Source organism: Streptomyces sp. NPDC048337, assembly GCF_043201175.1.
Taxonomy (GTDB): Bacteria; Actinomycetota; Actinomycetes; order Streptomycetales; family Streptomycetaceae; genus Streptomyces.
The window spans coordinates 241,259-264,344 of the sequence record NZ_JBICYR010000009.1 but is presented as its reverse complement, the minus strand read 5'-3'; the positions used below and the strand labels follow the sequence as shown (position 1 = coordinate 264,344).

Annotated in this window: 23 protein-coding genes and 1 pseudogene; 15 read left to right on the top strand and 9 right to left on the bottom strand. The window is 71.5% G+C overall.

The annotated features are described in order from the left end of the window. The first annotated feature begins 178 nt into the window (after positions 1–178). Complete coding sequence (locus ACGFYU_RS18065; RefSeq protein WP_393828254.1) at positions 179–1,411, top strand: helix-turn-helix domain-containing protein; 1,233 nt, start codon at positions 179–181, stop codon at positions 1,409–1,411. 91 nt (positions 1,412–1,502) lie between these two features. Beyond that, positions 1,503–1,793: a hypothetical protein gene (locus tag ACGFYU_RS18060; protein WP_393828253.1), complete on the top strand. Its 291-nt coding sequence runs from the start codon at positions 1,503–1,505 to the stop codon at positions 1,791–1,793. A gap of 1,018 nt (positions 1,794–2,811) precedes the next feature. Here the strand turns inward: ACGFYU_RS18060 and ACGFYU_RS18055 are convergent. Both ACGFYU_RS18055 and ACGFYU_RS18050 read right to left on the bottom strand, forming a co-directional pair. Continuing rightward, positions 2,812–3,630, bottom strand: a pseudogene (locus ACGFYU_RS18055) (PLP-dependent aminotransferase family protein); the annotation flags it as partial. 122 nt (positions 3,631–3,752) lie between these two features. Next, complete coding sequence (locus ACGFYU_RS18050; protein WP_393828252.1) at positions 3,753–4,214, bottom strand: MarR family transcriptional regulator; 462 nt, start codon at positions 4,212–4,214, stop codon at positions 3,753–3,755. A gap of 64 nt (positions 4,215–4,278) precedes the next feature. Between ACGFYU_RS18050 and ACGFYU_RS18045 the strand changes: the two genes are divergently transcribed. Then, positions 4,279–4,707: an alpha/beta fold hydrolase gene (locus ACGFYU_RS18045; protein ID WP_393828251.1), complete on the top strand. Its 429-nt coding sequence runs from the start codon at positions 4,279–4,281 to the stop codon at positions 4,705–4,707. Positions 4,708–4,899: 192 nt separating this feature from the next. Here ACGFYU_RS18045 and ACGFYU_RS18040 read toward each other — a convergent pair whose 3' ends face one another. Further along, positions 4,900–5,271: an ArsC/Spx/MgsR family protein gene (locus ACGFYU_RS18040; RefSeq protein ID WP_393828250.1), complete on the bottom strand. Its 372-nt coding sequence runs from the start codon at positions 5,269–5,271 to the stop codon at positions 4,900–4,902. Positions 5,272–5,389: 118 nt separating this feature from the next. On the opposite strand from ACGFYU_RS18040, the gene ACGFYU_RS18035 reads away from it, so the two are divergent. Next, a complete protein-coding gene (locus ACGFYU_RS18035; RefSeq protein WP_393828249.1) occupies positions 5,390–5,641 on the top strand; it encodes a hypothetical protein in 252 nt (83 codons plus the stop codon). 60 nt (positions 5,642–5,701) lie between these two features. Here the strand turns inward: ACGFYU_RS18035 and ACGFYU_RS18030 are convergent, their stop codons facing one another. Next, on the bottom strand, positions 5,702–6,781 hold the full coding sequence (locus ACGFYU_RS18030; protein WP_393828248.1) for a PP2C family protein-serine/threonine phosphatase: 1,080 nt from the start codon (positions 6,779–6,781) through the stop codon (positions 5,702–5,704). Positions 6,782–6,921: 140 nt separating this feature from the next. On the opposite strand from ACGFYU_RS18030, the gene ACGFYU_RS18025 reads away from it, so the two are divergent. From ACGFYU_RS18025 to ACGFYU_RS18015, 3 genes are all read left to right on the top strand, one after another. After that, a complete protein-coding gene (locus tag ACGFYU_RS18025; RefSeq protein WP_393828276.1) occupies positions 6,922–7,632 on the top strand; it encodes a VIT family protein in 711 nt (236 codons plus the stop codon). Between the two features lie 308 nt (positions 7,633–7,940). Then, entirely contained in the window at positions 7,941–8,837 is an 897-nt protein-coding gene (locus ACGFYU_RS18020) for a TIGR01777 family oxidoreductase (RefSeq protein ID WP_393828247.1), read from the top strand. Between the two features lie 156 nt (positions 8,838–8,993). Continuing rightward, positions 8,994–10,241 carry an NAD(P)/FAD-dependent oxidoreductase gene (locus tag ACGFYU_RS18015; protein ID WP_393828246.1) on the top strand — a complete coding sequence of 416 codons (1,248 nt, stop codon included), beginning with the start codon at positions 8,994–8,996 and terminating at the stop codon, positions 10,239–10,241. A 109-nt stretch (positions 10,242–10,350) separates the two neighbouring features. Here ACGFYU_RS18015 and ACGFYU_RS18010 read toward each other — a convergent pair whose 3' ends face one another. Next, the gene (locus ACGFYU_RS18010; RefSeq protein WP_393828245.1) at positions 10,351–11,802 is read right to left on the bottom strand and encodes a regulator; all 1,452 of its coding nucleotides are present in this window, start codon (positions 11,800–11,802) and stop codon (positions 10,351–10,353) included. Positions 11,803–11,975: 173 nt separating this feature from the next. Between ACGFYU_RS18010 and ACGFYU_RS18005 the strand changes: the two genes are divergently transcribed. The 5 genes from ACGFYU_RS18005 to ACGFYU_RS17985 all read left to right on the top strand — a co-directional run bounded on the left by ACGFYU_RS18005 (position 11,976) and on the right by ACGFYU_RS17985 (position 15,359). Beyond that, a complete protein-coding gene (locus ACGFYU_RS18005) occupies positions 11,976–12,311 on the top strand; it encodes a hypothetical protein (RefSeq protein ID WP_393828244.1) in 336 nt (111 codons plus the stop codon). A gap of 43 nt (positions 12,312–12,354) precedes the next feature. After that, entirely contained in the window at positions 12,355–13,158 is an 804-nt protein-coding gene (gene lipB, locus ACGFYU_RS18000; protein ID WP_393828243.1) for a lipoyl(octanoyl) transferase LipB, read from the top strand. Positions 13,159–13,267: 109 nt separating this feature from the next. Further along, positions 13,268–14,215, top strand: coding sequence for a lipoyl synthase (gene lipA / locus ACGFYU_RS17995; protein WP_393828242.1), 948 nt, complete (start codon positions 13,268–13,270; stop codon positions 14,213–14,215). Between the two features lie 237 nt (positions 14,216–14,452). Next, positions 14,453–14,650 carry a hypothetical protein gene (locus ACGFYU_RS17990; RefSeq protein ID WP_215013833.1) on the top strand — a complete coding sequence of 66 codons (198 nt, stop codon included), beginning with the start codon at positions 14,453–14,455 and terminating at the stop codon, positions 14,648–14,650. A gap of 10 nt (positions 14,651–14,660) precedes the next feature. Then, positions 14,661–15,359 carry a DUF4191 domain-containing protein gene (locus tag ACGFYU_RS17985; protein ID WP_385180855.1) on the top strand — a complete coding sequence of 233 codons (699 nt, stop codon included), beginning with the start codon at positions 14,661–14,663 and terminating at the stop codon, positions 15,357–15,359. 96 nt (positions 15,360–15,455) lie between these two features. Here the strand turns inward: ACGFYU_RS17985 and ACGFYU_RS17980 are convergent, their stop codons facing one another. Beyond that, complete coding sequence (locus tag ACGFYU_RS17980; RefSeq protein WP_393828241.1) at positions 15,456–15,926, bottom strand: RDD family protein; 471 nt, start codon at positions 15,924–15,926, stop codon at positions 15,456–15,458. A gap of 186 nt (positions 15,927–16,112) precedes the next feature. On the opposite strand from ACGFYU_RS17980, the gene glnA reads away from it, so the two are divergent. Both glnA and ACGFYU_RS17970 read left to right on the top strand, forming a co-directional pair. Continuing rightward, entirely contained in the window at positions 16,113–17,522 is a 1,410-nt protein-coding gene (gene glnA, locus ACGFYU_RS17975; RefSeq protein WP_393828240.1) for a type I glutamate--ammonia ligase, read from the top strand. Between the two features lie 200 nt (positions 17,523–17,722). Then, positions 17,723–18,088 carry a hypothetical protein gene (locus ACGFYU_RS17970; RefSeq protein WP_393828239.1) on the top strand — a complete coding sequence of 122 codons (366 nt, stop codon included), beginning with the start codon at positions 17,723–17,725 and terminating at the stop codon, positions 18,086–18,088. 57 nt (positions 18,089–18,145) lie between these two features. Here ACGFYU_RS17970 and ACGFYU_RS17965 read toward each other — a convergent pair whose 3' ends face one another. Continuing rightward, positions 18,146–18,799, bottom strand: coding sequence for a TetR/AcrR family transcriptional regulator (locus ACGFYU_RS17965; RefSeq protein WP_393828238.1), 654 nt, complete (start codon positions 18,797–18,799; stop codon positions 18,146–18,148). 87 nt (positions 18,800–18,886) lie between these two features. Between ACGFYU_RS17965 and ACGFYU_RS17960 the strand changes: the two genes are divergently transcribed. Continuing rightward, a complete protein-coding gene (locus ACGFYU_RS17960; RefSeq protein ID WP_393828237.1) occupies positions 18,887–19,657 on the top strand; it encodes an SDR family NAD(P)-dependent oxidoreductase in 771 nt (256 codons plus the stop codon). 5 nt (positions 19,658–19,662) lie between these two features. Here the strand turns inward: ACGFYU_RS17960 and ACGFYU_RS17955 are convergent, their stop codons facing one another. Together ACGFYU_RS17955 and aceE are read right to left on the bottom strand one after the other, a co-directional pair. Further along, complete coding sequence (locus tag ACGFYU_RS17955; protein ID WP_393828236.1) at positions 19,663–20,181, bottom strand: DUF4240 domain-containing protein; 519 nt, start codon at positions 20,179–20,181, stop codon at positions 19,663–19,665. Positions 20,182–20,309: 128 nt separating this feature from the next. Continuing rightward, positions 20,310–22,994 (bottom strand): pyruvate dehydrogenase (acetyl-transferring), homodimeric type, encoded by a 2,685-nt coding sequence (aceE, locus tag ACGFYU_RS17950; protein ID WP_393828235.1) that lies wholly within the window; start codon positions 22,992–22,994, stop codon positions 20,310–20,312. Between the last annotated feature and the right edge of the window lie 92 nt (positions 22,995–23,086).

Below are 23,086 nucleotides of genomic sequence, written 5' to 3'. Positions count from 1 at the left end.
CGCTGGGTGGTCGTCGGGGGCTTTCTGCGTTTCTGTGACGGTATGTAAGGGAAAATCGGGCATACATGGGCGCTGAGCCTCAGTCGGCGGGAACGCTGAGTGATCAAATGGCCTGTCGCCGGCCAAGTTGCGGGCGTACGCTGGCCGTACGGCTTGACTTCGTGCCAGGGAGCGCGCAATGACCGAACTGCCCACAGAGCTGACAACCGGCGAACGTATCCGCATCCTTCGGGAACGCCGTGGATTGAGTCGCCCCGTGCTGGCCGGTCTCGTCGGCCGTTCACCCGACTGGCTCAAGAAGATCGAGAACGGCGATCGCGAACTACGGTCGATCACACACCTTGTGCGCCTCGCGAACGCGCTCCACGTGCCGGACGTCGCGACCCTGACAGGTGGAGATCTGAGCATCCCTGCCGATGCGGTGGGCAAGCTCTCGCACGCTTGCGTTACGCCTATCCGGGCCGCCCTGCACGGCGTCTCGTTCGCTGCCGTACCGACCGTGGGCACGGTGACCCCTGAGGCCCTGAGAGGCCGCGTAGACGGCGCTTGGAGGCTGTGGCACAGCAGCACCCATCAGCGCACCGAAGTGGGGGCACTCCTGCCGGACTTGATCCGGGACGCTCACGCGTGCGTCAAGGCCCACCAGGGGGGCGAGCGACGAGCCGCCCACGCTGCTACCGGGGACCTGTACCGACTCGTTCAGCGCCTCTTGGCGCACATCTGCGAGCCTGAGCTGTACTGGCTCGCTCTCGACCGTGGACGCGCCCACAGCGAGGAAGCCGACCACCCCGTCTCGCTGGCTCTTGCTGCTTGGTCAACGGCCATCGGGCAACGGGCGGCAGGCTTCGCGGAGGAAGCGGTCCAGACTGACGAGGCAGGCATGGCGCTTCTCCGTGACCAACTGGAGGACGGGCCCGCCGAACTACTCGGCGCCTACGGTGCGTTGAATCTCCAAGCCGCCGTTTCGTGCGGTCTTGACGGCCGCTCCGGCGACGCTGAGCGCTACCTTGCCGAGGCCGATCGCACGGCCCGGCGGCTGCCCGCCGACTACACCCAGACCCAATCAGCGTTCGACGTGTCCAACGTCGCCGTTCACGGTGTCAGCGTCGGCGTGGGGCTGCTGACCCCTGGCGAGGCTCTGCGGCGTGCTGAGGGCATCGCCCCCGAGGGGATCGCGTCTCTTGAGCGTCGCTCTCGTCTGCTGCTGGACATCGCTGCCGGACATGCTCAGAAGCGGGAGACTGCGGCAGCCGTGCACTACCTGAGCCATGCGCACCGTGTGACGCCTGAAGGCATTCGATACATCCCCATGGCGCGCGGTCTCGCTGCCCAACTCGCGAAGACGGCATCCGGCCCCCTCAAGGGCGAGGCGGTCGCGCTCGCTGAGGCGGTCGGCGTGGTCGCTGCGTAGCCCAAACGGGTAGGGGGACAGTCTGTCCCCCTTGCCAACTCCTGCGCCCCCTACGGTCCTTCGAACCTGATGAGACCTAGGGGGCGCAGTCATGAGCAGCGCGGCGGACGACGTGGCAGAGCTGGGCGCGGCGATAGGGCGTCGTGACTTCCACCGGCTCCGGCCCGAGGGCGAGCGCGGCTTTCGGGCGTCCTTCACGCCGGAGGAACGGGCGCTACTCGATGCGGGGTTTACCGAAATCCTTGCCAAGCGCGAGGCCCGTGAATGGGTTCGCGCCATACGGGATGCCGCACCCCAACTCGTACAAGCAGCCTTAGAAGCCGCCGAAAAGGAGATGGCCAATGCGCAGCGACCGGCCGAAGCTGACCACGATTCCCGCTGACGCATACTGGCCCAAGGGGAATGCAGTGGAGCCCTCCAACTCTCGACCGGACTCTGACCCGGACAACTGGTGTCTTGAAGGCTTGGACATCCCACGCGACATCAGGGCCACTTTCGCCAGACTCGTCCCTGAAATCGACACGCTCCCTTGGGACGACGGCGCGATGTGCAATCTCCGCGTGAACCACAGTGGGCACCACGTAGGCCACCTCGCCGCATCCCGCGACACAGGGGACGAAGGCCGTGTTGCCTTGTGGCTCCACTGGGGCGAGGGCAGGCCACCGTTCGTGAGAGCCATCCCGTTCTGTGCGCACACCACGTGTGAGCACCCTCGGGACTACTACTGCGTTGGTTGCTTTATGCCCGCTGGGCATGAAGGCGCACACCAGGCGATGTGATGGCCAAACTAACCGCCCGGGAGATGAAGGAAAACCGCGACTATATAGCCGCTCACGAAGACAAGCTCAGGAATCGGCTTGCCAACGGTGAGACCTACGTGCAGTTGTCTGCACAACTTGGAATCAGCGAAGGCGTACTTCGCCGCATGTTGGAAATCGTCCTGCCTGGAAGGAACGTACGTGCCCACCCCCCTTGTATCTGTCAGGATCGAGCGCCCCGCACAGTGCGATTCGTGGGTCAAGCTGTACCCGAATCAAGTGGCGGCCGTACGGCGAGGAATTCGGGGCACGCGGCGTTATGACGAGTGGGTCAACGAGTCTGCGACATGTGGGCTGGCGTACGGGCACGCGGGTTGGCATGAAGCCGGAATGCGTCCGAACCGTCCCGAGGATGGGGGCGGGGAAATCGGCATCCGCTGGAACACCAGCAACGGCCGCGTGAACGGCTGCCAGGTGGTCCTACTCGAACCCCTCGCCGCCGGTCGGGCCTGATCGGGTGCGAGGACGGGGGCACCGCCAGCGGCCCCCGAGAAGCCCCGTTCGTGCGTCTCCCCCGGCGTACGGGCGGGGCTTCTTGCTGCCCTGAACTGGGCACTTTTCAAGTTGCCAGGGTGTAGGGTCCACCGGCTTGCGGTCGTAGCGGAACTCTCCGTCGTAGTCGTCCTCCACGATCAGCCCGCCCGCGGTACGCGCCCACTCCACGGCGGCGGCCCGCCGCGCCGGCAGCAGGCGGCCGCCGGTCGGGAACTGGTGCGCGGGGGTGAGCAGCAGGGTGCGTGCCCGGCCCGGGACTTCGTCGGTCCGGGCGCCGTCCTCGTCGACGGCGACGGGGTGCGGGCGGACGCCGGCGGCGTCGAGGATGCCGTGGTGAAAGGGGAGCCCGTACGCCTCGACGGCCCAGTCCCGGGGCCGGATCGAGGCGAGCAGGCGCAGGCCGTTGGCGAAGCCGGAGCAGATGACGATGTTCTCCGGGCCGGTACGCACGCCCCTTGCCCGGGACAGATAGCCCGCCAGTGCCCGCCGCAGCTCCGGGCGGCCCCGCGGATCTCCGGGCCCGAAGGCCTCGGTGGGCGCCTGGGCGAGGGCCCGGCGCGCGCTGGCGGCCCAGGGGCCGCGCGGGAAGGAGGCCGGGTCGGGCTTGCCCTGGAGCAGGTCGTGGCGGGGGCCCTCGGGGGCGGGCCCGGCGGTGGCGGCCGGTGCGGCCGCGGCCGCCACGCCTTCCGCGACGCGGGTGCCGGAGCCCTGACGGGCGGTGAACCAGCCCTCGGCAACCAGTTCCGCGTACGCGTCGGCGACGGCGTTACGGGCCAGCCCGAGGTCGGCGGCGAGCGTCCGGTAGGGCGGCAGCCTCGTCCCGCCCACCAGCCGACCACTGCGCACGGCGCCCCGCAGCGCCTGGGCCAGGGCAGTCCGCCGGGCGCCGCCGACGGGAAGCTCCAGATGCAGATCGGCACCGCCGCCGGTGCCGGGGCCGGGGCCCGAGTCGAATCCGGCACCGCTGCCGGTGCCGGCGCCCGCGCCGGAGTCCGACTCGGTGCCCCCGCCCTCGGAGTGGGAAAGGCTCATGCCTGCGATCCCGCCGCGAATACCGTGTGCGTGGCCGTCAGGAAGTGGCGGACGGTGTCCCGTTCGGCGGGGGTGAAGGAGTCCAGTACCCGGAGCAGCCCGTCGATCAGGGGGCCGAAGAACTCCCGGCCCAGGCGGATCGCCTCCGGCTCCACCCGGAGCAGGATGCGGCGGCGGTCGCGGTCGTCGCGGACCCGCGCCACGTGGCCGAGCCGCTCCAGCCGGTCGATCACGGCGGTGGTGCCCGCCGAGTTGAGGCCGAGCCGGGTGCCGAGCAGGCCCGCCGTGGCCGGCTCGCCCGCGCGGGCCGCGTCCAAGAGGCAGATCAGGGCCCGTACGTCGGTGGGGTGCATGCCGTTCCGGGTGGCGAACTCCCCCTGGCGCAGCCCGAATTCGACGGTCACCGCGCGCAGCAGATGCGCCAGGTGCAGGTTGTCGGGTTCCCGGCTGTCGTCCACATCGCCTCCGCCTGATATCCCTCGCCAAGCGAGATTATCGCCCGCTGAGATATCGGAGCCACCCATGCCGCCGGCCGCGGCCCGCGCAGCCGCGATGAGATCCTTCCGCACGGCCTACGACCAGGTCCTCGAGCAGCGGTGGCCCGACCCGTACGAGCCGGTCGACCTGCCCACCCCCTGCGGGATCACCCGCGTCAACAGCTGCGGCCCGGCGGACGCGCCGCCGCTGGTCCTGCTCCCCGGCGGCGGGGCGACGTCCACCGTGTGGGGAGCCTGCGTCGCGGCCGGACTCGCCCGCAGCCACCGCGTGCACGCGGTCGACCTGGTCGGGGACCCCGGACCCGGCGTCCCCGCGCCGGGGCGGCCGGTACGGGCCGTCGCGGACCTCATCGGCTGGCTCGACGCGGTCCTGGACGTCCCCGGCGTCTCGCACCATGCGCGTCCCCTCACGGCGGCCGCGGAGATCGCCCGGTGCCTGGCGGTGGCGGACTAGGTGGCGTCCCGGCGGTCTTCGCGAGGCGTGGCGCAGCCAGGCGGACCTCGACGCCCACCTGGCGCTGCCGCACCTCCGCGACTTCTGGGAGCGGCGGATGGACTACCTGGCGAGTGACCTCGAGCTCCGCTTCCTGACGATGCGGAGCCCGTACGACAAGGCCTAGCGGGCGCCGGTGGCCGTCCGCGTCCGCTACCCCTTGCGGGACAGGGCGTCCCGGACGGCCTCCTCGGAGCGGGCGACCACGGCCGTGCCGTCCTCGGCGGTGATGATCGGGCGCTGGATCAGCTTGGGGTGCGCGGCCAGATGGGCGATCCAGCGGCCGCGCGCCTCGTCGGTCTCCTCGCGCGGCAGCTCCCGTACGCCGGTCTCCTTGGCCAGCGGGTCCGAGGTGCGGGTGATGTCCCACGGCTCCAGCCCGAGGCGGCCGAGCACCTCGCGGATCTCGTCCCCGGAGGGCACGTCCTCCAGGTACCGGCGCACGGTGTAGTCGGCGCCCTCCGCGTCGAGCAGGGTCAGCGCGCCGCGGCACTTGGAACAGGCGGGATTGATCCAGATCTCCATGCCCGCCAGCCTATCCAGAACCCCTCCCGGCGCCGGTCTGGCCAGGGCCTTTGTCAGTGGCCCCCGGTAAAATCGAGGGAGAACGACAGGAAGCCAACTACCGTTTGGGAGGCTGTAGATGGCCACTGCCACCACCATCCAGCACGTCAAGAAGAAGCCGCTGCCGGCGGGCCTGCCCCGCGAGTGGTACGAGAGCCACAACCGCCGCCTGAAGGCGATGCGCCTGGCGATATCCCTGCTCGACTCGGGGACGTATGACGCCCGGCGCGCGACCAACCGGAAGATCCGGACGATGGCCGTCCGGACCGGCATCCACCGGCCGTCCAATGTCACCTGCAAGATGGTGCGCGCCTTCATCCAGGAGCAGTGACAGTCGGTCATCAGCCACTCCGTGCCGATCGGCAAGACCGGCAAGACCGGCACGGAGTGGTCATCCGTCCAGGCGGAGCAGCAGGAGGGCCACGTCGTCGCGGGGGCCGCCGTTCGTGAAGGCCGCGAGGTCCCGCCAGATCGCCTGGGCCAGGCCGGCCGGATCGGTCGACAGTACGGGGACCCGTGCGGCCAGCGGGTAGAAGTGGCCCGCCGCGTCGCGGGCCTCCGTCACGCCGTCGGTGTGCAGCAGGAACCGGTCCCCGAGGCGCACCGGCAGCTCCGCCACCGGCGGGGGGAGCGTCCCCGCGAGGCCCAGGCCCAGGGGCGGCCCCGGCTCCACGGCCACCTCCTCGACCTGCGGGCCGCGCAGGCGCAAGGCGGGCGGGTGCCCGCACGACATGATCCGTACGAGGTCCAGCCCGGGCGGGAACTCCATCAGCACGGCCGTCGCGAACAGTTCGGGGTGCTCCACGGCAGCGGCGGTCGCGTCCGCCGTCAGCCGCCGGTCCAGGCGGGCCGCGACCGCCGACAGCTCCGCGTCGTCGAGCACCGCCTCGCGGAAGGCCCCGAGCAGCGCCGCCACCGTGCCGACCGCCGCCAGGCCGTGCCCCTGCACGTCCCCGACCAGCGCACGCACCCCGTACGGCCCGGCCCGTACGTCGTACAGGTCGCCGCCCACCAGGGTGCCGCGCTGGGCCGCCCGGTAGAGGCCGGAGCAGGCCACCGGACCCACACGTTCCGGCACCGGCGGGAGGACCGCCAGCTGCGCCGCCTCCGCCACCGTCCGTACGCTGACCAGCTGGGCGTCGCGGCGCCGCCGGACCCAGGCGATCACCACGCTCAGCAGTCCGACGGTGGCGACCGTGGCCAGGTCGGTGCCCCGGGCGTGGGCGATGCCGAGGCTGGGCACGCCCAGCAGCAGGAGCACGACGCCGGCGAAGAACGCGGTCCCGGCCGCCCCGTACGCGAACGCGGCCACCGGTGGCAGCCCGGCGAGGAAGTAGCCGAGCTCCACGTCACCCGGGGTGAGCCCCTGGGCGAGGACCAGCCCCACGAGGGCCACCGCGGGCGCGAACCGGGCCCAGCGCGGCGGCGGCTCCCCGCGCAGCCAGCCCGGCTCCCCGCGTCCGCGTCTCACCCCTCCACCCTGGTACGGGGGCGGGGCCCGCGCACCCCGGACCGGTCTGCCGGGTGGCCCCGTACGGCCGGTGCCACGACAGTGGTGGCGTGACGGGAAACGAAGGCTCAGGCGAGGCCCCGGCCCCGACGCGGGCGCACATGGAGGCCCACGGCGGCGGTGGCGGCGGCACGCAGAGCGGGGAGATCAGCACCCGGCTGAACTGGCTGCGGGCGGGGGTGCTCGGCGCCAACGACGGGATCATCTCCACGGCCGGCCTGGTGGTCGGCGTGGCCGGGGCCACCACCTCGCGCTCGGCGATCCTGGCGGCGGGGGTCGCCGGGCTGCTGGCGGGGTCGCTGTCGATGGCGGCGGGGGAGTACGTGTCGGTCAGCTCCCAGCGGGATTCGGAGCGGGCGGCGCTGGACCTGGAGCGGCGGGAGCTGGCGGAGGAGCCGGAGGCGGAGCTGGCGGAACTCACCGAGCTGCTGATGGGGCGGGGGCTGAGCCGGTCGCTGGCGCGGGAGGCGGCCGAGCAGCTGACGGAGCGGGACGCGTTGCGGGCTCACGCCCGGGTGGAGCTGGGGATCAACCCCGACGAGCTGGCCAATCCGTGGCATGCGGCGCTGGCCAGCCTGGTGGCCTTCACGGTGGGGGCGTTGCTGCCGCTGCTGGCGATCGTGCTGCCGGGGCCGTCGGAGCGGGTGCCGGTGACCGTGGGGGCGGTGTTGTGCGCGCTGACCCTGTGCGGGGTGATCAGTGCCCGGCTGGGCGGAGCCCCTGCGCTCCGCGCGGTCGCCCGGAACGTGGCCGGTGGCGCCCTGGCCATGGCCGTCACCTACGCGGTGGGCACCTGGCTCGGCACCACCTGACCCCCCCCGGCCCACCCGGTGCTCCGCTCTGCCCCGCACACCGCGCCTCAAACGCCGGCGAGGCTGGGTTTGGTGCGGCTGGTTGGGCCCGCCCGCCTTAAAGATCGGGGCTCCGCCCCGCACACCGCGCCTCAAGCGCCGGCGGGGCTGGGTTTTGGCTGAGGGGTGCTCTCAGGTGGAACCGCCGTGCAGGGGCGGTTTCAGCCTCGCCGGCGTTTGAGGCGCGGGGGCTCGGGGGCGGAGCCCCCGCAGCGGCGCCGCACTCGGCAAGCCGGCCCCGCCGCGCCGCGGCCCGGCAGGATAGGGGCATGCGTATCGCGGTCACCGGTTCCACCGGGCTCATCGGCAGCGCCCTCGTGCGGTCCCTCCGGGCGGACGGGCATGAGGTGGTGCGGTTCGTGCGGCGGGCCGCCGCCGCGGCGGACGAGGCGCGGTGGGATCCCGCGCGGGGGTACGTCGACCCCGACGGGCTGGCCGGTTGCGGAGCCGTCGTGCATCTGGCCGGGGCCGGGGTCGGGGACCACCGGTGGACGCCCGCGTACAAGAAGGAGATCCGCGACAGCCGGGTCCTCGGCACCTCCACCATGGCCCGGGCGCTCGCCGCCCTCGCGCAGCCGCCGCAGGTGTTCGTCGTCGGATCCGCCGTCGGGTATTACGGGGACGCCGGCGACCGGGTCGTCGACGAGGGCTCCCCGGCAGGGCACGGCTTCCTCGCCGAGGTCTGCGTCGAGTGGGAGGCGGCCGCGGAACCGGCCCGCGCGGCCGGGATCCGTACCGCCTTCGCCCGTACCGGCCTGGTCGTCGCCCGGGAGGGCGGGGCCTGGGGGCGGATGTTCCCACTGTTCCGCGCCGGCCTCGGCGGCCGGCTCGGCAACGGCCGCCAGTACTGGCCGTACATCTCCCTCCGGGACCACATCGCGGCCCTGCGGCACATCATCGACACGCCCGGCATCGAAGGCCCGGTCAACCTCACCGCCCCCGAGCCGCTGACCAACCGCCAGGTCACCGCGGCCATGGCCCGCGTACTGCACCGGCCCGCCGTGCTGCCGGTACCGGCGGTCGCCCTGCGCATCGTGCTCGGCGAGTTCGCCTCGGACGTGCTGGGCAGTCAGCGGGCCCGCCCCACCCGGCTGCTGGAGTCGGGCTTCGTCTTCCGGGACCCCGGCGTCGAGCAGGCCATCCGGGCCGCCCTCCCCCGCACGTAGCAGTCCCGTGCGACCGCCGTGCGACCGTTCGTGACCCGGATGCGACCGCTGTGCGACCGGAGATGACCGTAATACCCCACCGAACTCGGGTTCCCCTGGAGCCGGTTGGGGGAAGGAGGATTCCCACACAGCCGCGCCGACCTCGGGGAGGGGCACGTGCTCAATGCGGACGTCGTCATCGTAGGAGCCGGAGTCTCAGGACTCGCGGCCGCGCACCACATGATCGCAGCGGGGGTCGCGGTCACCGTTCTGGAAGCCGCGGACGACCCCGGCGGCCGGATGGCCACCGTCTCGGCCGACGGGTTCCGGCTGGACCGGGTCGGGCAGCTGCTCCACACCTCGTACACGGAACTCGGCCGGACCCCCGGCCTGTCCGGCCTGCCCCTGCGCTCCTTCGCGCCCGGGGTCCTGGTCCACACCGACGGCAAACAGCTCCGGGCCGGAGCCCTCACCCCGGCCCGCGCCCTCGCCAGCGGCTCCCTCGACCAGGCCCGGCTCAGCGCCGCCCTCGGCCGGCTCGCCGCCCTGCCCGAGGAACGCCTGCTCGCCCGTCCCGAACGCACCGCGCTCGCCGCCCTGCGCTCCCGCGGCCTGCCCCCGCGCACCGTCAACGGCGTGCTCCGGCCGCTCCTCGCGGCCCTGCTCCGCGACCCGGAGCTCACCACCTCCAGCCGCGTCGCCGACCTCGCCCTGCGCGGCTTCGCCCGCGGCCGCCTCGCCGTGCCCGAGGGAGGCGCGGCAGCCCTGCCCGAGCTGCTCGCCGCCGCCCTGCCGCCCGGCACCGTCCGGACCGGGGTCCGGGTCCGGTCGGTGGCGACCAACCTGGTCACCACCGAGGAGCACGGCGACTTCGGCTGTCGCTCCGTCCTCCTCGCCACCGGCGCCCGCGCCGCCGCCGAACTCCTGCCCGGCCTGCGCGTGCCCGGCTTCCACGAGGTCACCGTCCTGCACCACGCCACCGCCGCACCCCTGCCCTGGGACGGCTCGCTGCTGCTCGACGCGGACCCCAAGTGGCCCGTCTCCCACACCACCGTCATGAGCGCGGTCGACCCGACGCGGGCCCCGGCCGGCCGCGGCCTGGTCACCACCACCGTGCTCGGCCCGCCACCACCCCCGCGTACGGTCGCCTCGCGCCTCGCCCGTCTCTACGACACCGCCACCCGCGACTGGGAACTGCTGGCCCTCCACCACACCCCGGAGGCCGTCCCCGCCATGCCCCCGCCCCACGACCTGCGGCGCCCGGTGCGCGTCCTGGCCGGGCTCTACGTGTGCGGGGACCACCGGGACACCAACACCGTCCAGGGAGCCCTGCGTTCCGCCCGCCGCGCCACCACCGCCGTCCTCCGCGACTTCGGCATCCCGCTCCCGACCGCCCCGGAACCAGCCCTTCCGATGGCGGCCTGAACAGGCTCAAGCGCCGGCGGAGACGGACTGCCCGAAGGGCAAGTTCCAGCCCCGCCGGCGCTTGAGCTGCGTTGCCGGGGGCGGAGCCCCCGGCAACGGCGCCGCAGGCTCACGACAACGCCGCCACCCGATCCCGGTACGTCCGCACGGCAGACGCGTCCCGATACGGCTCCAGCCTCCGCTCGAAGTCCCGTACGTACTCCACCGCCCGCACCGACCGCATCTCCATCGCCTGCTGCGCCGCCTCCGCCCCCAGCGCGCACGCCTGGTCCAGCTCGCCCAGCCCCAGCCGCGCCGTCGCCAGCACCACCCGGCAGAACAGCCGGGACCGCGCGTACCCCGGCGCCCGCAACTGCAGGGACCGCTCCGCGTGCTGCGCCGAGGCCCGGTACTGCTGGAGGTCCCGGTGGCAGTGCCCGAACTCGTCCGCCAGCTGTGCCTCGTCGTAGAACCGCGCCCAGTGCGGTACGTCGTCCCCCGGCCGGGCCGCGCCCAGCGCCCGCTCGGCCCGCACCAGCGAGGCCGTGGCCGCCCGCACCTCGCCGAGGACCGCGTGCCCGCGCGCCTCCGCCGAGTGCAGCAGGGCCTGCACCACCGGCGGGGGACCGGAGCCGACGCCCTGCTGGGCGACGCGGGCCAGCTGCACCGCCTCCCGGCCGTGGCCCAGGTAGACCGCCTGCCGGCTCATCGTGACCAGCACGTACGACCCGTACGGCCGGTCGCCCGCCGCCTGCGCGAGCCTCAGCGCCTGCACGAAGTACCGCTGGGCCAGCCCGTGCGCGGCGATGTCGTACGAGGTCCAGCCCGCGAGCCGGGTCAGGTCGGCGGCGGCGGAGAACAGCCGCCGCCCGGTGGTCTCGCCGTAGGTCCCGCGGAGCATCGGTTCGGCCTCGTGCTCCAGGTAGCGCACCAGGGCCTGCCGGGCGTGCCCGCCGCCGTAGGCGTGGTCCAGGGTGCGGAACAGCTCGCTCACCGAGCGCAGTGCCGCGATGTCCCCGCTCGTCACCCGCTGCCCCGGTCCCCGGTCGATCTGCCGCTGGCGGGGCACCGAGGACCGCCCCTGGACGGGGACGCGGGCCGCGGCCGACGGTGCCGTCGGATGGGCGCCGCGCCCCACCCGCTCGTCGGCCCGCCCGATCAGCCAGTCCCGGCTGGGCACGACCAGCCCGGCCGGGGTGAAGGCGATCTTCCGCAGTTCGGCGTGGGAGCCGGAGTCCTTGCGCCACAGCCCGCTCGCGATGTCCACGGCCTCCTCCGGGGTGGCCGCGAACTCCAGCCCCGCGTACACGGGCGCGCAGGCGTCCAGCCCCAGGTCCTGCGCGGAGAGCCGTCGCCCCAGCCGCCGGGTGAAGACCTCCGCGATCAGCGCGGGGGTCGTGCCGCGCGGCTGCTGCCCGCGCAGCCAGCGGGTCACGGAGGTCTTGTCGTACCGCAGGTCGAGACCGTGCTCCAGGCCGAGCTGGTCGACTCGGCGGGCGAGCCCGGCGTTGGAGAACCCGGCTTCCGCGATCAGCGCCGCGAGCTGCCGGTTGGGGACACGCTGGGCAGGTCGTTCCGTCATCGGCTCCACGGTTTCCTGACGTGACGGACCGGGGTCCCGGCCCTGTGAACGGCGCGAATGTAGCGGCGAACTCCCCTCTTGCCGTCCTCTCTGTCCCACATTCATCCGATCGTGTGCAGAATCGGTAGGACTCTTTACGGACCGACCCCCTCCGCACGCATAGGCTGCGGGCCATGACCCGCCGGCCCCACGGGGCGCACCTTCCCGAGGAGCGTCCCGAATCCACCGCTCCGCTGCCTCCGCCCGAGCTGACCGAGGCGGAGTGCCGGCGGTGCGGGACCTACATCGCGGGGCTCGACGGGCGGTACGCCTGCGGGGTGTGCGGCTGGGTCAACGACCACTCGGAGGGGCACCGGCGGCTGCCGCGCGAGGACGAGGACCCGGACCGGCCGCCGAAGGGCCGGCGCCGCCCGAGGCAGCTTCCCGGTCCACCCGTCGAAGAGCCCGTCCCGGAGCCCGTCCCGGAGCCCCCGGAGGGACCCCGGGAGGGGCCGCCGTACCCTTGCTGAGTGCGATACGTGCACACAGCAGGTTCAACGAGGAGGCGCTGCGGTGGCTGAGCTTGGGTTTGTCCATCTGGGCTTCGGGCCGGACGGCTACGTCGAGTACACCGAGGCCTGGGACGAGCAGCGCCGGGTGCACGCCGCCCGCTTCGCGGACGAGATAGCGGACACGTGCCTGCTGCTGGAGCACGAGCCCGTCTACACGGCCGGCCGGCGCACCGACCCCAGCGAGCGCCCGCTCGACGGCACCCCCGTCATCGACGTGGACCGCGGCGGCAAGATCACCTGGCACGGCCCGGGCCAGCTCGTCGGCTACCCGATCATGAAGCTGCCCCGCCCGGTCGACGTGGTCGCCCACGTCCGCCGCCTGGAGGACGCGCTGATCCGCACGGCCGCCGACTTCGGCGTGGAGACCACCCGGGTCGAGGGCCGCTCCGGTGTGTGGGTCCTCGGCGACCCCGTCGAGGAGCGCCCGAAGATCGGCGGCCTCTCCCTCGACCTCGACCCCCGGATGCACGACGACGAGTTCGACGCCCGGCTGAACGGCCCCGAGTACGCCCCGTCCAACGCCGGCCAGCGCCGCGAGGACCGCAAGCTCGCCGCCATCGGCATCCGCGTGGCCAAGGGCGTCACGATGCACGGCTTCTCGTTCAACGTGAACCCGGACAGCACGTGGTTCGACCGGATCATCCCCTGCGGCATCCGGGACGCCGGTGTGACCTCGCTCTCGTACGAGCTGGGCCGCGACGTCACCATCGCCGAGGTGCTGCCGGTCGTCGAACGCCACCTGAAGGACGTACTGGAGCACGCGGAGCTGCGGCCCCGCGCGATCGAGTCGGCCGCTGGCGCCTAGCGGCGGGGGAATGCGTCCGGCCCCGCACCGGTTGGCCGACGTAAGAGCGTACGAAATTACGGGCGTACCCTGGTGGGCGCCGAAGAATCAAAGTCACAGGGAGCCGGTCGTGTCCGCAGTCGCACCCGACGGACGCAAGATGCTGCGCCTGGAGGTCCGGAACAGCCAGACCCCCATCGAGCGCAAGCCCGAGTGGATCAAGACCCGGGCGAAGATGGGTCCCGAGTACACCAAGATGCAGGCCCTGGTGAAGGGCGAAGGACTGCACACGGTGTGCCAGGAAGCCGGTTGTCCGAACATCTACGAATGCTGGGAGGACCGCGAGGCCACCTTCCTCATCGGTGGCGACCAGTGCACCCGGCGCTGTGACTTCTGCCAGATCGACACGGGCAAGCCCGAGGCCCTGGACCGGGACGAGCCGCGCCGTGTCGGCGAGTCCGTGGTGACCATGGACCTGAACTACGCCACCATCACCGGCGTCGCGCGCGACGACCTCCCGGACGGCGGCGCCTGGCTGTACGCGGAGACCGTGCGCCAGATCCACCAGCAGACGGCGGGCCGCGAGGCCGGCCACACCAAGGTCGAGCTGCTGGCCCCCGACTTCAACGCGGTCCCGGAGCTGCTGGAGGAGGTCTTCGCCTCCCGTCCCGAGGTCTTCGCGCACAACGTCGAGACCGTGCCCCGGATCTTCAAGCGGATCCGCCCCGCCTTCCGCTACGAGCGCTCGCTCGAGGTGATCACCAAGGCCCGCGCGTACGGCCTGGTCACCAAGTCGAACCTGATCCTCGGCATGGGCGAGGAGCGCGAGGAGGTCTCGCAGGCCCTGAAGGACCTGCACGAGGCCGGCTGCGAGCTCATCACCATCACCCAGTACCTGCGGCCCTCGCCGCGGCACCACCCCGTCGAGCGCTGGGTGAAGCCGGCCGAGTTCGTGGAGCTGGCGAAGGAGGCCGAGGAGATCGGCTTCTCCGGTGTGATGTCCGGCCCGCTGGTCCGGTCCTCGTACCGCGCCGGGCGCCTCTACCAGCAGGCGATGGAGAAGCGCGCCACGGTGTGACGCGGGCTACCACACGGACTGTGTGAACTCACGCACAAAGTCTTACCAACGGGTAACACCGCATCGACGCGGCCCCTAGGCTCATTCAAGGAAGAGCCCGGTGGGCCGCGTCAATGTTTCATCACGTTTGACCGCCAGGTCATGCGCTGGTAACACCAATCAGTGACGCTGTATCCACGCACAGCAACGCACCGCCATCGCACCGCCGACGTGAGTTCCGTGAAAGGGATCGACATCATGCAGGCCGCGCCCGTACGCGCCATCGCCATCCCGTCCTTGTCCGACGCCTTCCGGGGCATCGAGTCGCTGCTCATGAGCGGCGCCCGCCGCAACGCCTGGACGGCGGTGCTCGAGGACCGCCGCAGGGCCAAGGACCGGGTCGAAACCGAACACGTACTTGAGGCCGCGGCGACCCGGACCCCGCAGGCCACGTAAACTTCGCTCTATGGCGAGGAAGTCAAACGCAGAGACTGCTGCGAACCCCGGGCGACTGAAGCAGATCGCCCTGACCTACAAGATGACGCGCAAGGCCGACCCGAAGGTCGGTCTGATCGTCGCGGGCGTGGGAATCGTCACCTTCGGTGTCTTTCTTGCGATCGGCTTCCTGATCGACCACCCGGTCTACCTGGGCATCCTGGGCTTCCTGGTGGCGTTCCTGGCGATGGCGATCGTCTTCGGGCGACGGGCCGAGCGGGCTGCCTTCGGGCAGATGGAGGGCCAGCCGGGCGCGGCCGCGGCCGTACTGGACAACGTAGGCCGGGGCTGGACGACCACCCCCGCCGTCGCGATGACCCGGCAGCAGGACATCGTCCACCGCGCGGTCGGCAAGGCCGGCGTCGTGCTGATCGCCGAGGGCAACCCGAACCGCGTGAAGCCGCTGCTCGCGAACGAGAAGAAGAAGCTGGCCCGGATCATGCCGGACGTGCCGGTGCACGACTTCATCGTCGGTACGGGCGAGGGCGAGGTGCCGCTCAAGAAGGTGCGCACCACCCTCCTCAAGCTGCCGCGCGTGCTGGCCGGCCCCCAGATCACCGAGGTCAACGACAAGCTGCGCGCCATGGGCGACCTGATGTCGAACATGCCCCTGCCAAAGGGCCCGATGCCGAAGGGCATGCGGATGCCGCGCGGCGGAAAGATGCGCTGATCCGCTCGGCGGATATTCGTATACGAGACAGAGGCGAGACAGAGGCGCCCCCGAACCGAGCGGTTCGGGGGCGCCTCTGCGTGTCCTTCTCCGAGGCTAGATGCGGACCTGGATCGCGCGGGACAGGCGGTCGTGGAGTCCGCGGCCGTCGCGGTCGCGGACCAGGGCGGGGACGAGCAGGGCCAGCAGGAGGGTGCGCAGCACCACGCGGGGGAGGCCCAGGCGGCTGCCGTCCTCGGAGAGGACGCGCAGGCCCACGATCCGCTTGCCGGGGGTGAAGCCCACGGTGCCGACCGTCAGGAGGGTCAGGGTGAGGAAGAGCACGTACGTCCAGTTGGCCAGCGCGTTCATGTCGCCACCGCCCGTGATCAGGCCGTAGGCAATCACCTCGCAGGCGATCCAGTCGAGGGCGATGGCGGCGAGGCGCCGGCCGAACCGGGCCATCGAGCCGGGCCCCTGCTGGGGCAGGCCGAGCCGCCGGCCCGGGTAGCCGTAGTCGACGCCCATGTCCTCGGCGGCCGCGCGGGGGCCGGAGAGCCAGGATCCGATTGCTTGCCTGTTGTCCACCCGACCACGGTACCGGTGGCGTCTCGCGACCTTCGGGCGGGACCCTGGTTAACTTGTGCGAAACAAATGGGTCATGCTTGAGAAATCCCGTCTGCTTATGGTCGGGTCAGCGTGCGGCACCGCACTGACGCACCACGAGCTATAAAGCCCGTCCCTCCCCCGGGGACCGGGAGTAGGAGGAGTTGGATGTTCAAGAACGCCGACGAAGTGAAGCAGTACATCGAGGAGAACGACGTCAAGTTCGTCGACGTCCGCTTCTGCGACCTGCCTGGTGTGATGCAGCACTTCACCATCCCGGCGCGAGCGTTCGACCCGGCGGAGGAGCTCGCCTTCGACGGATCCTCGATCCGCGGCTTCCAGGCGATCCACGAGTCCGACATGGCTCTGCGTGCCGACATCACCACCGCGCGCCTGGACCCGTTCCGCCGTGACAAGACGCTGAACATCAACTTCTTCATCCACGACCCGATCACGGGCGAGGCCTACAGCCGCGACCCGCGCAACATCGCGAAGAAGGCCGAGGCGTACCTCGCCTCCACCGGCATCGCCGACACCGCGTTCTTCGGCCCCGAGGCCGAGTTCTACGTGTTCGACAGCGTGCGCTTCGCGACCTCCGCGAACGAGGGCTTCTACCACATCGACTCCGAGGCCGGCGCCTGGAACACCGGCTCCGAGGAGAACAACCGCGGCTACAAGGTCCGCTACAAGGGCGGTTACTTCCCGGTCGCCCCGGTCGACCACTTCGCCGACCTGCGCGCCGAGATCTCCCTCGAGCTGGACGCCCAGGGCCTGCAGGTCGAGCGCCAGCACCACGAGGTCGGCACCGGTGGCCAGGCCGAGATCAACTACAAGTTCAACACGCTGCTGGCCGCGGCCGACGACCTGATGCTCTTCAAGTACATCGTGAAGAACGTCGCCTGGCGCAACGGCAAGACCGCGACCTTCATGCCGAAGCCGATCTTCGGTGACAACGGCTCGGGCATGCACGTGCACCAGTCGCTGTGGGCCGGCGGCGAGCCGCTGTTCTACGACGAGGCCGGCTACGCGGGCCTGTCGGACACCGCCCGCTACTACATCGGCGGCATCCTCAAGCACGCCCCGTCGCTGCTCGCCTTCACCAACCCGACGGTGAACTCCTACCACCGCCTGGTGCCGGGCTTCGAGGCGCCGGTCAACATGGTGTACTCGCAGCGCAACCGCTCCGCCGCCATGCGCATCCCGATCACGGGCTCGAACCCGAAGGCCAAGCGCGTCGAGTTCCGCGCGCCGGACCCGTCCTCGAACCCGTACCTCGCCTTCGCGGCGCTGCTCCTCGCGGGCCTCGACGGCATCAAGAACAAGATCGAGCCGATGGAGCCGATCGACAAGGACCTCTACGAGCTCTCGCCCGACGAGCACGCGAGCGTCCCGCAGGTCCCGACCAGCCTCGAGGACGTCCTCAAGGCGCTCGAGGAGGACCACGAGTACCTCCTGGCCGGCGGTGTCTTCACCCCGGACCTGATCGAGACCTGGATCGACTACAAGCGCACGCACGAGATCGCCCCGATCGCGCAGCGTCCGCACCCGCACGAGTTCGAGCTCTACTTCGACCTCTAAAAAGCCTGATGGGAGGCCCCCCGCCACTCTCCACGGAGAGCGGCGGGGGGCCTTTCCGCTTTGACAGGGATCCGGGGTCGGGCCAGGGTGGAAATGTCCTAAAGGCCGGATAAGCGAGACTCGTTCGGAGGTGCATGAAGATGCGCCGTAGGATCGTTGCGGCAGTCCTTGCAGGCGCCGCCGGAATCACCCTCGGACTCATGCCGGTCGGCAGTGCCTCGGCCAACGGCGGCACCTGGAGGTGCGACAACTGGAACGACGGGCGTCGCTGGGACGACTGCTGCAACCGGGACTGGCGCTACGTGCCCGACTGGTGCTGGGACAACGGCCGTGTCGGCGGCGTCGGCGGCTACCGGGACGACTGGCGCAACTGGAACGACTCGAACTGGAACTGGAACTGGAACGACTCGGGCCGTGGCGGTGACGGGAACTGGAACTGGAACGACTCCGGCCGCGGCGGTGACGGGAACTGGAACTGGAACGACTCCGGCCGCGGCGGCAACGGTGACTGGGGCAACGGTGACTGGGGCAACGGCGCTCGCGGTGGTGGCAACTGGGGCGGCTGAGGCCCACCAGGAGACATCGGGCCGCGCGCCCGGGCCGATGCCCCTGCCCCGCTGACCTCAGCGGAGCAGGGGCATCGCGCCGGTCAGGTCGCGCAGACAGCGGACCGCGAGCTCGGCCGGGGAGCCCGGGCCGCTGACCGGGGCGTCCGTGGCCGACCACAGTTCCAGGGAGATGCGGATCGCGTCCGTGGCCGCCGCCGCGATCAGGCGGACGCCCAGGGGATCGGCGTCCGGGCCGGCCAGCCGGGTCACGACCGGGACCAGGTGCTCCTCGGAGTCCTGGTTCACGCGGTACCAGACCGCGCGCAGGGCCGGGTCGGTCGCCGCCGCGCGCAGCAGCCCGCGGGTCACCTCCAGCCCCTCCTGGACCGCCTGCGGGCCGGTCAGCGAGCGGGTCACGGCGCGCTCCAGGGCCTCGGCGAGGGGAGTGCCCGGGGTTTCCTCGGCGAGCAGCGCCCGCCAGGCGTCACCGCCGCCGGCGAGCAGCGGGGCCACCGCGTCCTGCTTGTTGCGGAAGTAGCGGTAGAAGGTGCGCAGGGCCACGCCCGCACGGTGGGCGATGTCCTCGGCGGTCGTGCCGTCGGGGCCGTGCTCGGCGAACAGTTCGCAGGCGGCGCGGGCGATGTCGAGCTGGGTGGCCGCCTTGCGGCGCTCGGTCAGCGACTGGGCTCCGGGGCCGGCCTGGGGAGAGTACGGACGAGGGGATCTCACGGGGTGAAGCGTACCTCCCGGGATCAAGGGGGAGGGCATTCGCTGCCACTCTGGCAAAACGTGTCAGCGCTTGGGTACGCTCGCCCCATGAACCGTTACGAAGGACGTCGCGTCCTCATCACCGGCGGCGGCTCCGGCATCGGCCAGGCCACCGTGCACCGCATCCTCGCCGAAGGCGGCCGGGTCCACACGGTGGACGTCAACGAGGCCGGCCTCAAGGCCACCGCCGACCGGGCCGCCACCGACGGCCACCAGGACCGGCTGACCACCGCCGTCCTCGACATATCCGACGAGAACGCCGTCAAGGAGGGCGTGGCCGCCGCCGTCGACGCCCTCGGCGGGATCGACGTGCTCGTCAACGCCGCGGGCATCCTGCGCTCCGCGCACACCCACCAGACCACGCTCGACCTCTGGAACAAGGTCATCGAGGTCAACCTGACCGGCACCTTCCTGATGATCCGCGAGTCGCTGCCGGCCCTGCTGGCGGGCGAGCAGCCGGTCGTCGTGAACTTCAGCTCCACCTCGGCGTCCTTCGCCCACCCCTACATGTCCGCCTACGCGGCCAGCAAGGGCGGCATCCAGTCCATGACCCACGCGCTGGCCGCCGAGTACAGCAAGCAGGGGCTGCGCTTCGTCTCCGTCGCCCCCGGCTCGATCGAGAGCGGCATGACGACGGGCACCGGCCCCGGCCTGCCCGAGGACACCGACTGGTCCCTCTTCACCAAGCTCGCCCCGGCCCTCGGCCAGGGCTTCGCCGGCCCGCAGACCGTGGCCGGCGTCGTCGCGATGCTTGGCTCCGAGGACGGCGCCTTCATCACCGGTACGGAGATCCGCATCGACGGCGGCACGCACTACTAGCAGTACTACGACCGGAAACGGTCCCAGAGCCGGGGGAAGCGCTCCGCCAGCACGGCTTCGTTCTCGAAGTCCAGCGGGGCGCCCTCCGGCTCCGCCGGTTGCAGCGGTACGCCCAGATCCGGCGCCACCGACCCGGTCAGCTGCTCGTACGCCTCGTCGGCCGCGTACCCCAGCTCCTCGCCGTCCCCGTCGATCTCCTCGTCGAAGTCGCCCAGCAGTTCCGCGAGATGGTCCGGGTCGTGCACCGCGCCCTCGAAGACCTCCCGGCCCTGCCCGATCAGCCAGCAGCGGAAGTAGTCGAAGGCGTCGTCGCTCGCCCCGTCGAGCAGCACCCAGGCGGCCCCCCACAGGTCCCACGTGTACGCCCTGTTGTAGCGGGACTCGAAGTGCCGGGCGAAGTCGAGGACGGAGTCGGGATCGAGCTGCGCCAGCCGCTCCACGAGCAGCTCGGCGTGTTCCTCGGGGTCGCCCTCGGCGGCCTCGCGGGTACGGTCGACGATCTCCCAGAACTCCGTCTCGTCCATCACCGCTCCAGCATCACGGGTCGGACCCCCCGCCGCCACCGCTCATACGGCCAAAGGCCGGTGTCCGACCCCCTGGAGGGTGGACACCGGCCTTCGGTGCGTCAGTCGCGGCGTCAGTCGCCTACGGACTAGAGCCCGTAGCGCTCCCGGGCCTCCTTGATGGAGGACGCCGGGACCTCGCCGCGGCGGGCGAGCTGGGCCAGCGCGGCCACCACGATCGACTGGGCGTCGACGCCGAAGTGGCGGCGGGCGCCCTCACGGGTGTCGGAGAGGCCGAAGCCGTCCGTGCCCAGCGAGGTGTAGTCCTGCTCGACCCACTGGCTGATCTGGTCCGGGACCTGGCGCATCCAGTCGGAGACCGCGAGGACCGGGCTGGTGACACCCTCCAGGGCGCGGGTGACGTACGGGGTGCGCACCTCGCCGCGCAGCAGCGCCTCGTCGCACTCCAGCGCGTCGCGGCGCAGCTCGCCCCAGGAGGTGGCGGACCAGACGTCGGCGGCCACGTTCCAGTCGGCGGCGAGCAGCTGCTGCCCCTCCAGGACCCAGTGGATCGCCGTACCCGAGGCCATCAGCTGGATCTTCGGGGCGTCGGCGGCCGGGGAGGCCTCCGCCAGGTCGGCCGCCGTGTTGAAGCGGTACAGACCCTTGATGATGCCTTCCTCGACGCCCTCGGGCATCGCGGGCTGCGGCTTCGGCTCGTTGTAGACCGTCAGGTAGTAGAAGACGTCTTCCGGCTTCTCGCCGTACATCCGGCGCAGACCGTCCTTGACGATCACCGCGATCTCGTACGCGAAGGCCGGGTCGTAGTTGAGCGACGCCGGGTTCGTGGACGCGATCAGGTGCGAGTGGCCGTCCGCGTGCTGCAGGCCCTCACCGGTCAGCGTGGTGCGGCCGGCGGTTGCGCCGACGATGAAGCCCTTGCCGAGCTGGTCGGCGAGCTGCCACATCTGGTCGGCGGTGCGCTGCCAGCCGAACATCGAGTAGAAGATGTAGAAGGGGATCATCGGCTCGCCGTGCGTCGCGTACGACGTGCAGGCGGCGATGAAGTCGGCCATGGCGCCGGCCTCGGTGATCCCCTCGTTGAGGATCTGGCCGTCCTTGGCTTCCTTGTAGTACATGAGCTGGTCGCGGTCGACCGGCTCGTACGTCTGGCCCAGCGGCGAGTAGATGCCGGCCGACGGGAAGAGGGACTCCATACCGAACGTACGGGCCTCGTCGGGGACGATCGGCACCCAGCGCTTGCCGGTCTCCTTGTCCCGCATCAGGTCCTTGACGAGGCGGACGAAGGCCATGGTGGTGGCCATCTCCTGCTTGCCGGAGCCCTTGAGCAGCGGGGCGAAGGAGCGCTCGGCCGGAGCGGGCAGGGCCACGTGGTGGACCTTGCGGGCCGGGGCGGGGCCGCCGAGGGCCGCGCGGCGCTCGTTCAGGTACTGCACCTCGGGGCTGTTGGCGCCCGGGTGGCCGTACGGGACCTGGCCGTCGGCGAAGGCGCTGTCCGGGATCGGGAGGCCAAGGAGGTCACGCATGTCCTTGAACTCGTCGATCGTCAGCTTCTTCATCTGGTGGTTCGCGTTCTTCGACTCGAACCCGGCGCCCAGCGTGTAGCCCTTGACGGTCTGCGCGAGGATGACCGTCGGAGCGCCCTTGTGCTCCAGGGCGGCCTTGTACGCGGCGTAGACCTTGCGGGGCTCGTGGCCGCCGCGGGAGGTGTGGAAGCACTCGGCGATCTTCGCGTCGGAGAGCACGCCGGCCAGCTGCACGAGCTCGGCGTTGACGCCGAAGAAGTGCTGGCGGATGTAGGCCACGTCGCGGGTCGCGTACGTCTGGAACTGCGCGTCCGGTACCTCGCGCAGGCGGCGTACCAGGGCGCCCGTGGTGTCGAGCTGGAACAGCTCGTCCCAGGCGGAGCCCCACAGGGTCTTGATGACGTTCCAGCCGGCGCCGCGGAACTGGGCCTCCAGCTCCTGGACCACGCGGAAGTTGGCGCGGACCGGACCGTCGAGGCGCTGCAGGTTGCAGTTGATGACGAAGGTCAGGTTGTCGAGCTGCTCGCGGGAGGCCAGGGCCAGGGCGGCGGTCGACTCGGGCTCGTCCATCTCGCCGTCGCCGAGGAAGGCCCAGACGTGCGAGTTGGCGGTGTCCTTGATGTTCCGGTTCTGCAGGTAGCGGTTGAAGCGCGCCTGGTAGATCGCGGAGAGCGGGCCGAGGCCCATGGAGACCGTGGGGAACTCCCACAGCCACGGCAGGCGCCGCGGGTGCGGGTAGGACGGCAGGCCGTTGCCGCCGGACTCCTGGCGGAAGTTGTCGAGCTGCTGCTCGGAGACGCGTCCGTCGAGGAAGGCGCGGGCGTAGATGCCGGGGGAGGCGTGGCCCTGGATGTAGAGCTGGTCGCCCGATCCGTCGGCCTCCTTCCCGCGGAAGAAGTGCTGGAAGCCGGTCTCGTAGAGCCAGGCGGCGGAGGCGAAGGTGGCGATGTGGCCGCCGACGCCGTACTTGGAGCCGCGGGTCACCATGGCGGCCGCGTTCCAGCGGTTCCAGGCGGTGATCTTGGCTTCCATCGCCTCGTCACCGGGGAACTCCGGCTCCGCGGCGGTGGGGATGGTGTTGACGTAGTCCGTCTCCAGCAGCTTGGGCAGTGCGAGGCCGGCGGCCTCGGCGTGCTGGAGGGTGCGACGCAGCAGGTATTCGGCCCGGCGTGTACCGGCGGCCTTGGCGACGGCGTCGAGGGAGGCCGCCCACTCGGCGGTTTCCTCGGTGTCGCGGTCCGGGAGCTGGTCGAGCTCGCTCGGAAGCTTTCCTACGGGGTCGGACATCGCTGTGCGCCGCCTTCCGGGTAATGGAGAGGTGGTGAAAAAATCCCTGACGGGCAGGACAGGGTCGTTGGACCTGGTTGAGGTCCGGCCTG

What these genes read in the sequence shown, in the direction of transcription:
- glnA (WP_393828240.1), top strand. Translation starts at nt 16,113, where the DNA reads ATGTTCAAGAACGCCGACGAAGTGAAGCAGTACATCGAGGAGAACGAC.
- ACGFYU_RS17990 (WP_215013833.1), top strand. Translation starts at nt 14,453, where the DNA reads ATGCAGGCCGCGCCCGTACGCGCCATCGCCATCCCGTCCTTGTCCGAC.
- ACGFYU_RS17955 (WP_393828236.1), bottom strand. Translation starts at nt 20,181, where the DNA reads ATGGACGAGACGGAGTTCTGGGAGATCGTCGACCGTACCCGCGAGGCC.
- ACGFYU_RS18040 (WP_393828250.1), bottom strand. Translation starts at nt 5,271, where the DNA reads ATGGAGATCTGGATCAATCCCGCCTGTTCCAAGTGCCGCGGCGCGCTG.
- ACGFYU_RS18010 (WP_393828245.1), bottom strand. Translation starts at nt 11,802, where the DNA reads ATGACGGAACGACCTGCCCAGCGTGTCCCCAACCGGCAGCTCGCGGCG.
- aceE (WP_393828235.1), bottom strand. Translation starts at nt 22,994, where the DNA reads ATGTCCGACCCCGTAGGAAAGCTTCCGAGCGAGCTCGACCAGCTCCCG.
- ACGFYU_RS17985 (WP_385180855.1), top strand. Translation starts at nt 14,661, where the DNA reads ATGGCGAGGAAGTCAAACGCAGAGACTGCTGCGAACCCCGGGCGACTG.
- ACGFYU_RS18045 (WP_393828251.1), top strand. Translation starts at nt 4,279, where the DNA reads ATGCCGCCGGCCGCGGCCCGCGCAGCCGCGATGAGATCCTTCCGCACG.
- ACGFYU_RS18005 (WP_393828244.1), top strand. Translation starts at nt 11,976, where the DNA reads ATGACCCGCCGGCCCCACGGGGCGCACCTTCCCGAGGAGCGTCCCGAA.
- ACGFYU_RS18020 (WP_393828247.1), top strand. Translation starts at nt 7,941, where the DNA reads ATGCGTATCGCGGTCACCGGTTCCACCGGGCTCATCGGCAGCGCCCTC.
- ACGFYU_RS18025 (WP_393828276.1), top strand. Translation starts at nt 6,922, where the DNA reads ATGGAGGCCCACGGCGGCGGTGGCGGCGGCACGCAGAGCGGGGAGATC.
- ACGFYU_RS18060 (WP_393828253.1), top strand. Translation starts at nt 1,503, where the DNA reads ATGAGCAGCGCGGCGGACGACGTGGCAGAGCTGGGCGCGGCGATAGGG.
- ACGFYU_RS17960 (WP_393828237.1), top strand. Translation starts at nt 18,887, where the DNA reads ATGAACCGTTACGAAGGACGTCGCGTCCTCATCACCGGCGGCGGCTCC.
- ACGFYU_RS18065 (WP_393828254.1), top strand. Translation starts at nt 179, where the DNA reads ATGACCGAACTGCCCACAGAGCTGACAACCGGCGAACGTATCCGCATC.
- ACGFYU_RS17970 (WP_393828239.1), top strand. Translation starts at nt 17,723, where the DNA reads ATGCCGGTCGGCAGTGCCTCGGCCAACGGCGGCACCTGGAGGTGCGAC.
- ACGFYU_RS18035 (WP_393828249.1), top strand. Translation starts at nt 5,390, where the DNA reads ATGGCCACTGCCACCACCATCCAGCACGTCAAGAAGAAGCCGCTGCCG.